At 66.4% G+C, this 9,702-nt stretch carries 13 protein-coding genes and 1 pseudogene; 4 read left to right on the top strand and 10 right to left on the bottom strand.

What is annotated here, in order from left to right; genetic code table 11:
* Window positions 1–145: 145 nt before the first annotated feature.
* Both mihF and KME78_RS63105 read right to left on the bottom strand, forming a co-directional pair.
* Window positions 146–451, bottom strand: a complete 306-nt coding sequence (gene mihF / locus KME78_RS63100) for an integration host factor, actinobacterial type (RefSeq protein WP_219539857.1) — start codon at window positions 449–451, stop codon at window positions 146–148.
* 715 nt (window positions 452–1,166) lie between these two features.
* A complete protein-coding gene (locus tag KME78_RS63105; RefSeq protein WP_219539858.1) occupies window positions 1,167–1,322 on the bottom strand; it encodes a DUF3073 family protein in 156 nt (51 codons plus the stop codon).
* A 250-nt stretch (window positions 1,323–1,572) separates the two neighbouring features.
* On the opposite strand from KME78_RS63105, the gene KME78_RS63110 reads away from it, so the two are divergent.
* The 4 genes from KME78_RS63110 to KME78_RS63125 all read left to right on the top strand — a co-directional run bounded on the left by KME78_RS63110 (window position 1,573) and on the right by KME78_RS63125 (window position 4,402).
* Window positions 1,573–1,755: a hypothetical protein gene (locus KME78_RS63110; protein ID WP_219539859.1), complete on the top strand. Its 183-nt coding sequence runs from the start codon at window positions 1,573–1,575 to the stop codon at window positions 1,753–1,755.
* 2 nt (window positions 1,756–1,757) lie between these two features.
* On the top strand, window positions 1,758–2,093 hold the full coding sequence (locus KME78_RS63115; RefSeq protein WP_219539860.1) for an ArsR/SmtB family transcription factor: 336 nt from the start codon (window positions 1,758–1,760) through the stop codon (window positions 2,091–2,093).
* Between the two features lie 2 nt (window positions 2,094–2,095).
* The gene (locus KME78_RS63120; RefSeq protein WP_219539869.1) at window positions 2,096–3,790 is read left to right on the top strand and encodes a SulP family inorganic anion transporter; all 1,695 of its coding nucleotides are present in this window, start codon (window positions 2,096–2,098) and stop codon (window positions 3,788–3,790) included.
* 75 nt (window positions 3,791–3,865) lie between these two features.
* Window positions 3,866–4,402, top strand: a complete 537-nt coding sequence (locus tag KME78_RS63125; RefSeq protein ID WP_219539861.1) for a universal stress protein — start codon at window positions 3,866–3,868, stop codon at window positions 4,400–4,402.
* Window positions 4,403–4,419: 17 nt separating this feature from the next.
* On the opposite strand, the gene KME78_RS63130 is transcribed toward KME78_RS63125, so the two are convergent.
* The 8 genes and pseudogenes from KME78_RS63130 to KME78_RS63165 all read right to left on the bottom strand — a co-directional run bounded on the left by KME78_RS63130 (window position 4,420) and on the right by KME78_RS63165 (window position 9,247).
* A complete protein-coding gene (locus KME78_RS63130) occupies window positions 4,420–4,779 on the bottom strand; it encodes a hypothetical protein (RefSeq protein WP_219539862.1) in 360 nt (119 codons plus the stop codon).
* 258 nt (window positions 4,780–5,037) lie between these two features.
* A complete protein-coding gene (locus KME78_RS63135) occupies window positions 5,038–5,739 on the bottom strand; it encodes a carbon-nitrogen hydrolase family protein (protein WP_219539863.1) in 702 nt (233 codons plus the stop codon).
* Between the two features lie 77 nt (window positions 5,740–5,816).
* Window positions 5,817–6,149, bottom strand: coding sequence for an ArsR/SmtB family transcription factor (locus KME78_RS63140; protein ID WP_219539864.1), 333 nt, complete (start codon window positions 6,147–6,149; stop codon window positions 5,817–5,819).
* A 136-nt stretch (window positions 6,150–6,285) separates the two neighbouring features.
* Entirely contained in the window at window positions 6,286–6,510 is a 225-nt protein-coding gene (locus KME78_RS63145) for a BON domain-containing protein (protein ID WP_219539865.1), read from the bottom strand.
* A gap of 184 nt (window positions 6,511–6,694) precedes the next feature.
* A pseudogene (locus tag KME78_RS66930) lies at window positions 6,695–6,823 on the bottom strand (CBS domain-containing protein); the annotation flags it as partial.
* 48 nt (window positions 6,824–6,871) lie between these two features.
* Window positions 6,872–8,701 carry a phosphoenolpyruvate carboxykinase (GTP) gene (locus tag KME78_RS63155; protein ID WP_219539866.1) on the bottom strand — a complete coding sequence of 610 codons (1,830 nt, stop codon included), beginning with the start codon at window positions 8,699–8,701 and terminating at the stop codon, window positions 6,872–6,874.
* A gap of 10 nt (window positions 8,702–8,711) precedes the next feature.
* A complete protein-coding gene (locus KME78_RS63160; protein ID WP_219539867.1) occupies window positions 8,712–9,041 on the bottom strand; it encodes an ArsR/SmtB family transcription factor in 330 nt (109 codons plus the stop codon).
* Between the two features lie 2 nt (window positions 9,042–9,043).
* Window positions 9,044–9,247, bottom strand: coding sequence for a hypothetical protein (locus tag KME78_RS63165; protein ID WP_219539868.1), 204 nt, complete (start codon window positions 9,245–9,247; stop codon window positions 9,044–9,046).
* Between the last annotated feature and the right edge of the window lie 455 nt (window positions 9,248–9,702).

Here is a 9,702-nt window from a genome sequence, read left to right on the forward strand (position 1 = left end):
CGCATGGTCGCCCGGGGCATCGTCGTCGAACCCGAACCGGGCCTCTTCGCGCTGCCCCAACCGAGCTCTCACGAATAGATAGCGCTGCCCAGACTCAGACCTGACGAACGCTCACAGAACACCCACTCAGACTGATCTACGACGATCAGCTGGCCAGCGCCTGCACCAGACGCTCCCGCTGCTGCGAGGTCAGCCCGCCGACCCGGCGCTTCTCAGTCACCCCTGAAACGGCCATCAGCGCCGCGACCCTCGCCGGCCCGTAACCAGGCACGGCTCGAAGCACCTGCACTACCCGGGTCTTCTTCACCAGCTCCTCACCGCGACGGTCGAACACCTCCGCCGCGCTGGTCGTACCGGACCTCACCCCGGCCAACAGCGCGCCACGCGCCGTACGCGCCTCGGCCGCCTTCTCCAAGGCCTTCGTCCCGCTGCTCCACCGCGAAGAGAACACCGACTACTTGATCAGCGGCTTTTACCAGTCTGGGAGGCCTAATGCCCCGGCGAACCGGCAGAGACACATGCGCGCAACTCGCTTTTACTGCAAGCCACACAACGTGACCACCGTCACGCAGAGCTACTTTGCCCCGGTGGCGGCGACCGAGCGCCGGGCCTCAGAGGCGGGCAGCCACCCGTCAATCACAACGCCCGCACCCTGGTCGGGCTGACGGTCAACCCAGGCTGCGCCAGGCGAGCCCTCCTGGACGCCTGCGGCGCCAATAAGGGAAAGTGGCACGTCAGGCGGGCCATCGTCACGGTCGGAGGTAGGCGAGATCTACCCCGCCGATCGCGAATTCGTCGCGAAGGTGACCAACCTTGAGTCGGCGGGGCTGGCGCGGATATCAGGGTGTGGGGGCTCTCATCCCGGCCGAGGGAGTAGGGCTGGTGGCAATCGCCAGCCGACGTTGAACACCGTTCGGCGACCTCTCACGTCTGCGCGCAGAGCGTTCCAGCCACAGCCCCTGCTATCTGTCCGTTCGATCATCGTGTCGACGGCCGATAACCACACCGGACCTACGGATTCAAGACGACGGCAAGCAGGCCGAACGTGGGCGTCATCGAAGACGTACGCGGCACGGGCGACGGGCGTGTCTACACGGAGGTTGCGCTCCGCTGCCGAATGGCTGCGACCAGCGCTTTTGCATCAGGCCTCACCTCTCTTCGTGGCATTAAGCCTTGGTCAAGTCGTCGCGCTGGTCGTCTCGTTCGTGCTCGTCGCTGGAGATGAGCTCATCTCGGAGTTGTTCAAGGTTGATGTCGTGGCTGGTGTATTTGAGCTCGCGAGCCACTTTTGTTTGCTTGGCCTTGGCGCGACCCCGCCCCATTGACTGCCTCCCTTGCCCCTGGCCCGCATGAGCCCTGCCGCCACTACCGATTTGCGACCTTTATGGTATCTGGTCCCCCTCGCGCCCGACCAGTTCGTGGTCGCCACTTGAGGATGGATGCCATCCCGGTCCTGGTCGCGACAGTACCTTACGTACTTACAATTTGAACAATCCTGCAATTTGCAACATCATGGGGACGATGCGCCTGCTGGCAGGTGCTGGACGGTGGTCGGGGATCGGGAGGCAGGACGTGAGCGAGTTCGTGGCAGAGCTTCGGGCACGCATCGATGAGGCGGACGCCGAGTTGTTGCGCGCGCGTGAGGTGCGTGACGACCATGCTGTGGACGCCCTTACCGCGCGGCTGGAGAGCCTGTTGCGCATCGCTGCTCAGCACGATGTCGACGTCCGGTACCCCGCTAATCGGACCGATTGATCATGTCGTTGCCGCTGTATGAGGCCAAGGCCGAGCTGTTTCGCACGCTCGGGCATCCGGCCAGGATTCGGGTGCTGGAGTTGCTGCGGGATGGGCCGTTGCCGGTACGCGAGCTGTTGGCTGCGATCGATATCGAGGCTTCCAATCTGTCCCAGCAGCTGGCGGTGCTACGCCGTGCCGGGATGGTGAACGCTACTCGAGAGGGGACGACGGTGATGTATGCGCTGCCGACCCCGGATGTGGCTGACCTGTTGCTCATCGCTCGGCGGCTTCTTGCCCAGATGCTGGGCGGGCAGGACAGATTGCTGGCGGAGTTGCGGGCGGAGTCACGCGGATGAGTATGGGCTCGGCGGGGGTGAAGTTGCGCACCCGTTTTCTCGGGCTGCTTCCGCGTCGTTCGGACTGGGCAGCGGCGCGTCGACATCCTCGTCGTGACCTGCTGGCAGGTGTGACGGTCGCGATTGTGGCGTTGCCGCTGGCCTTGGCTTTCGGGGTCAGCTCGGGGCTGGGCGCCCAGGCCGGGCTGGCCACCGCGATCGTGGCTGGGGTGCTGGCCGCCGTGTTCGGCGGGAGCAACCTGCAGGTGTCCGGGCCGACCGGCGCGATGACCGTCGTGCTGGTGCCGATCATGCACCAGTTCGGCGCGAGTGGGGTGCTCATGGTCGGGTTGCTGGCCGGGGTGGTGCTCATCGTGCTCGCGGTCGCCAGGGTTGGCAGGTTCGCCCAGTTCATGCCTACCCCGGTGATCGAAGGTTTCACCGCGGGCATCGCCGTGGTCATTGCCTTGCAACAGGTTCCTGCCGCGCTCGGTGTGACCGGGATGGATGGCGAGCGGGTCTGGCAGGTGGCCGCGGCGGCGCTCGCCCGTTATGCCGGTGAGCCTGACCCGGCGCCGCTGGTGATGGCGCTGGCGGTGGCCGCCTTGATGTTGGTTGGTGCGCGCTGGCGGCCGGGCGTGCCGTTCTCGTTGGTCGGGGTGGTGCTGGCGAGTGTGGTGGCCGAGGTCGCCGGGCTCGGGGTCGCCCGCATCGGCGCGCTGCCCGCCACGTTGCCTGCCCCCTCCCTGGCTTTCCTCGACGCTGGAGCGCTGGCCGCGTTGCTGCCATCGGCGTTGGCCGTGGCGGCGTTGGCCGCGTTGGAGAGCTTGCTGTGCGCGTCGGTGGCCGATGCGATGAGTGTCAATGAGCGGCACGACCCGGATCGGGAGTTGTTCGGGCAGGGCATCGCGAATCTGGTGGCGCCGCTGTTCGGTGGCGTGCCCGCGACCGCGGCGATCGCCCGTACCGCGGTCAACGTGCGTTCCGGCGCCCGGTCCCGGGTGGCGGCCATCATCCACGCGGTAGTGCTCGCTGTGATCGTGTTCGCCGCCTCCGGGCTGGTCGCCAGGATCCCTCTCGCCGCGTTGGCCGGGGTGTTGCTGGCCACCACGGTGCGGATGGTCGAGGTAGGCTCGTTGCGCGCGATCGCCCGCTCGACCCGGGGCGATGCGCTGGTGATGGCGTTGACGTTCGTGGTCACCGTGGCGTTGGATCTGGTCACGGCCGTGGCGCTGGGTATCGGGGTGGCGATCGTATTGGCGCTGCGGGCTGTGGCCCGCACGGTCCAGGTGGAACAGGTGCCTCTCGAGGCCGGGGATCACACCGAGGAGGAGCGTCGACTGCTGGCCGAGCACATCGTCGCCTACCGTTTCGACGGCCCGCTGTTCTTCGCGGCCGCGCACCGCTTCCTGCTGGAGCTGTCGCAGGTCGCCGACGTGCGGGTGGTGATCCTGCGCTTGTCCCGGGTGACCACTATCGACGCCACCGGCGCCCACGTTCTCGGCGATGCGATCACCCGGCTGGAACAGCGCGGCATCACGGTGCTGCTGTCGGGCATCAAGCCCCGCCATGGCCAGGTTCTGGCCGCGCTCGGCGTGGCCGAGCACCTGCGCCGTGACGGTCAGATCTTCCCGGACACCCCGGCTGCCATCGCCCGGGCACACATACTGCTCGCCTCAGAAGGAGCTGCTGAGGCGGCTGTCGCGGTCACGACATAAGTCCATCCCCGCGCACGCCTGCGCGGGGATGGGCCAAGGCACACCATAGAGGCAGGGTCCTTCGAGGAGGATGCCATGGACCAGGCGCTACCCTCCGGCCCGCGCGTGGTCGTGGGTGTCGATGACTCTCCTGGCTCGCGCTGGGCGCTGGCCTGGGCGATCGGGGAGGCGCGGCTGCGTCGTGCACCGCTGCTCGCGGTGCACGTGAGCCGCGCCCCCATCCACCCGATCGCCGAGGCGCTGCCCTACGATTACGACGCGTGTCTGGAGGAGGAGGCTAGGAGCACAGAGCTGATCGCAGCGCTGTTCGACGACGTGGCGGGAGGGGTCCCCGGCGACCTGCAGGTCGTGTGCGTCGCTCGGCTGGGCGAGCCCTGGCATCATCTCGTTGGACTCGCCCGCCAAGGTGATCTGCTGGTGCTCGGCAGGGGAAGGCGCCACTGGTTGAGCCGTCTTTTCCTGGTCTCCACGCGCCGGTACTGCACCCGCAACGCGCGCGCCACGCTGGTTGTCGTCCCACCAGCCTCGGCCCCGGACCATCCCGGTCTCCCTGCGGGGCGCATCGGCCGGCGCCTGCGCAGGCCGTGGATGCGTCACCCTCCCTGGCAATGACAAGCTGGCTGCCCGACCTATCCCTCCTTCGCCGCCGGCTCCTGCTCGGCCCGGGACAGTGCGGCGTCGATATCGGCGCACATCTCAACTGTCAGATCGCTGTGCTGCAACGCCCACAGAGTGAGCTTGTCGCGCGGTGGGCAGAGCATGACCCGGCGATGTGCCGACAGGTGGCGAACGGCCTCGACGATGGCCGCGCGCCCGGTGTATCCCCAGCCCGCCATCTCGGTGAGATCGATGACGAGCAGCCGATCACCATGTGTCAGCCTCTCCGCCACTGTTGCGGTGACCAGGTCAGACACGCTGAGCCCGGCATGGCCCGATAGCGAAAGGATCTCGATCGGGTCGCGTCGGTAATGGCGCCAATGGAAGGTCATGACGAAGGCCTGGCCTCAAGACGTGCCTTGGCAGGCACCCCGATCCTGAAGCCCGTCTTTCTGAACTCCAGAAGCCGCAAACTGCCGCAGGCCGGGCACGTGCCGTTGCACAGGGCCGTCGGGCGATGGTGGCGCCGACATCCCAGGCAGAGCAGAACCGGTGACCGATCTCCCATAACGTATACCAATCTTCTTACTTGCGAAAGTTAGCAATTAACAATATATCTAAGACTGTGGCAAAGAGAAAGGCGGCTCGGCTCAGATGAGGGGCGCCTGCGCAAAAGTGCCGGTTCGCAAGCCCGCCTGAGCCGTGAGCGACCCGTCCGGCGCCCAGATCCCGGACCCGCCGGAAGTCTTCGGATATCCGCCCGTCGACCCGGCGAAGCTCGCCGTGGCGACCCAGATGCGATGTTCGGCGGCGATGGCGCGCATGCGGGCATCGCGGCGGTTGCCCGCGCTCAAGGAGAACAGGGTGCTTGCGGCGTAGACATCGATGCCCAGGCCCGCGGTTGCCCGGGCATGTTCAGATACCCCGGAGTCTCTGCAGATCGCCAGGCCCAACCGCCAGCCATCGACCTCCACCACAGCGGGTTCGTCGCCGGAGGTGAACCGGTCCAGCTCCGAGGGGTGCAACCACATCTTGCGGTAGGCCACCGTTGCTTGCGTACCGTCGATGGCGAGCGTGGCGATGTAGTCCCGGCCGTCCGGTCCGCGCACCGGGGCGCCGGCCAGCGCGACGGCCTTCTCCTCCTTGCACGCCTGCACGATGGGCGTCAGCCGCGGGTCATCGGCGACGATCGAGGGCGCGGCCAGCTCATACCCGGTCAGGGACAGCTCCGGAAAGACCACGACGCGGGCGCCGCAAGTGCGGACCATCGCGACATGGATCGCGGCGTTGGCGGCGACATCGGCCGCAACGCAGAGCGGCTGGGCAACCGCGAGAGTGAGCGGAACGCGCATGTCGATCCTCCGAGGTCTGCATGTGGTGAGCGGGTGCCCGCCGAGCGGCTACCGGAGACCTGGCGGGCGCCCGCGGTCTATGAGGTGGAGGCGCGCAGGTCGTCCAACAGCTCGGCCTGCCCGCTCAGCACGCTGGTGAGAATCGTGCGGGCCACGGCCATCAGGTGAGCGATCTCCGGGCTGGTGATGGCGTAGTAGACGCTGGCACCTTCCTTGCGGGAGACCACGAGGTTGGCCCGCCGCAACACCGCGAGCTGCTGGGACAGGTGCGCAGGCTCGATGCCCACCTCGGGGAGCATCTCGGCGACCGAATGCTCGCGCTGACTGAGCAGCTCCAAAATCCGGATGCGGGCGGGATGCCCGAGCGTCTTGAAGAACTCCGCCTTCAGCTGATACAGCGGCAGGGCCACCGTGCTCTCTCCCCATCATGGTTGCTTCCCAGCGGATCGTGTGACCGCCGACCTTGATTGCTACCAAACCACAGTCGCTGCCCATCATTGTAAGCAATTGCTAACTTCAGCAACCATATGCGGCTCCTGTTGCGAATCATGCCCGGCCTCCCCAGTGGATCGCTGGTGCCGAGAGCCGGTCGTCCAGGTCATAAGCGATGCGCTCGATGACGCGCAGAACGCCCTCGACCTGCCGGATCATCTCCACCAGAGTGGGCACGACGGATCTGCGGGCGACCTGCCCGAAGATCGTGACGACGCCGGCACGGACATGGACGGTGAACTGGAGAGGGTCCAGGCGCAGCAGTCGTGGCAGAACCATTTCGCGGGCCGACGACGAGCGACCGTCCAATGCGATAATGCCTCAGGACTCGAGCCGCCTCATCCCCGGTGGCATCCGGACCGATCATGTGGGCGGAAGCGGTCATCAGCTCCCGCGCCGTGATCGTGATGTGGGCGGGGTCTCGGGGACCGCCACCTGTTCTGTTCACGGCAAGGTCGGCTCCGGAGATCACCCCGCACACTCGCCTGGAGCGGTCCAGGACCGGTACCCCGCTGACGCCGTGGGCATACAGCAACGCCACGATCCGACGAAACGGGGTGGTCCGCCCGACGGTCACCACGTCGGTTGTCATGGTGTCGCGCACGCGCGTTTTCTTCACTGATTCACCAGGTCATCGCGTTTAGGCGAGCATCGGGACATTGAGGCGTTGCAGCAGGGCACGGTATTCCTCCCACAACTCCTTGGGCAGCCGGTCGCCGAAGCTGCGGAAGTATGCGTGGATGAGCGCGGCCTCGTCGGTCCAGATCTCGCGCTCGACCGACAGCAACGTGCGCAGGTCCTCCTCGCTGATCTGCAGACCCTCGATGTCGAGCTGATCGGGAAGCAGTCCAATCGGTGAGGGTACGGCTTGCGCCTGGTCGTTGAGCCGCTCGACGATCCACTTGAGCACGCGGCTGTTCTCGCCGAAGCCGGGCCAGATGAATGTGCCGTCGGCGTTCTTGCGGAACCAGTTCACGTAGTAGATGCGCGGCAGCTTGGCGTTCTTGCGGCGGCCGATCTCCAGCCAGTGGGCGAAGTAGTCGCCCATGTTGTAGCCGCAGAACGGCAGCATCGCGAACGGGTCGTGGCGCAGCTCGCCGACCTTGCCCTCGGCGGCGGCGGTCTTCTCCGAGGCGACGCCTGCTCCCAGGAAGACGCCGTGCTGCCAGTCGAAAGCTTCCACCACCAAGGGTACGGTTGTCGCCCGTCGGCCGCCGAACAGGATGGCATCGATCGGAACACCTCGCGGGTCTTCCCATTCCGGCGCGATGATCGGGCACTGCGCGGCGGGCGTGGTGAACCGGGCGTTCGGATGCGCGGCGGGCTCGCCGCCACCTGGCGTCCAGTCGCGGCCCTTCCAGTCGCTCAGGTACACCGGTGGGGTGCCCGTCAGGCCCTCCCACCACACGTCGCCGTCGTCGGTCAGCGCGACGTTGGTGAAGATGCTGTTGCCCCACAGGGTCTTGATGGCGTTGGCGTTCGTGCTCTCGCCGGTGCCGGGCGCGACGCCGAAGAAGCCGGCCTCGGGGTTGATGGCGTAGAGGCGGCCGTCGTCGCCGAACCGCATCCAGGCGATGTCGTCGCCGACCGTCTCGACCTTCCAGCCGGGGATCGTCGGCTGGAGCATGGCGAGGTTGGTCTTGCCGCAGGCGCTCGGGAAGGCGGCCGCGATGTAGCGGGTCTCGCCGGAGGGCGGGGTCAGCTTGAGGATGAGCATGTGCTCGGCCAGCCAGCCCTCGTCGCGGGCCATGACGCTGGCGATGCGCAGGGCGTAGCACTTCTTGCCGAGCAGCGCGTTGCCGCCGTAGCCGGACCCGTAGGACCAGATCTCGCGGGTTTCCGGGAAGTGGCTGATGTACTTGGTCGAGCTGCACGGCCACGGCACGTCGTCCTGGCCGGCCGCCAGCGGCGCGCCGACGGAGTGGACGCACCTGACGAACTCGCCGCGCTCGGCTATGAGCCGGAGTGCGTCAGCGCCCATACGCGTCATGATCCGCATCGACACGGCGACGTAGGCCGAGTCGGTGATCTCGACACCGAGCTGGGAGATCTCGCCGCCCAGCGGGCCCATGCAGAACGGCACGACGTACATGGTCCGGCCGCGCATGCTGCCCTTGAACAGCTCGCCGAACGTCCGGCGCATCTCGGCGGGCGCGACCCAGTTGTTCGTCGGCCCGGCGTCCTCTTCATGCTCGGAGCAGATGAACGTCCGGTCCTCAACCCTGGCCACGTCACTGGGGTCGGACTTGGCGTAGAAGCTGTTGGGCCGTTTGGTCGGATTGAGCCGGGTGAAGGTCCCCTGTTCGACCAACAGCTCGGTGAGGTACTCCCATTCGGCCTGCGAGCCATCGCACCAGGAGATCCGATCGGGCTGAGTGAGCTCGGCGATCTCTCCTACCCAGTTGTTCATCTCGATCAAGCCGGGATGGCTCAGGCGTGCCTGCTCGAGTCCGGAAACGCTCTTCGACATGGCCCCCCGTTCAGCGAGCGTGATCGCTCTGTTTTCCAGCGGAATCTGTCGTGGTGAGGATCGCGAACAGTGCCTGTCGCGCTGCGCGTAGCAGCTCCGGAGTGTCCGGGCTGCTCAATGCGTACACCACCTTTCTGCCGCCACGGATGGCGGTGACAACCCCGGCAGCCCGGAGGATGGCCAGCTGCTGGGAGAGACATGATGCATCGACGTCGACCTCGGCCAGCAACTCCCGCACCGGACGTGGACCATCCGCAAGCAGCCTAAGGACGCGGATTCGCAAGGGATGCGCCAAAGCGCGGAACAGGTCGGCCTCGGCTTGCGCGAGCGGGATCGCCACAGTTACGCCTGGCCAGCCTCGAGGAGCTCGCGTACCTCGGAGAACAAAGCGGTGTCCACTCCATGACGTTGGGCGACGGTGAGGAGGTAGCGCACACGTTCGGAGTACACCTGTACGCCGTGATCGTCGCCCACGGTGCGAGCGTCGTCCAACTTCTTTGCCGCGACGCTGATCACCGTGTGAATTTCAACGGCGAAGTCGTCCATGCATCTGCCTCCCTCGGCCTGGTGCAGGCCGTCCACCCCTTATAGGCTTAACATACCAACCATGTTGGCAATTGCTAAGATCATCAATTTGTAGTTCTACTTTCCTTCACCCAGGTATCGGAACCGTAAACCCGGCATCGGGCGCAACAACGTGGCGTCGGGGGATGGGGAAAGGGCCTGCCGACTTTGACCATGCCGGGCCCGGAGAGGTCAGACGTGACCCAAACGACGGCTAGGACACGGAAGCGACGTGCGCAGATTGAGGCGCGCACGCTGCGCACCGACAGATGGTGCCTGACCCCGCTGCCGACGTTCCTGGCCCTCAGCCAAGAGATGACCGAGTTCGACGGGATCGCAAAGTCATGAGCTACAAGGCAAAGTTCAAGGTGTGGCGCGGTGAGGGCGGTGAGGGCAAGCTCGAGGACTTCACCGTCGAGGTGAACGAGGGCGAGGTC

Origin of the sequence: Nonomuraea guangzhouensis (assembly GCF_019396345.1) — a bacterium.
GTDB lineage: Bacteria > Actinomycetota > Actinomycetes > Streptosporangiales > Streptosporangiaceae > Nonomuraea > Nonomuraea guangzhouensis.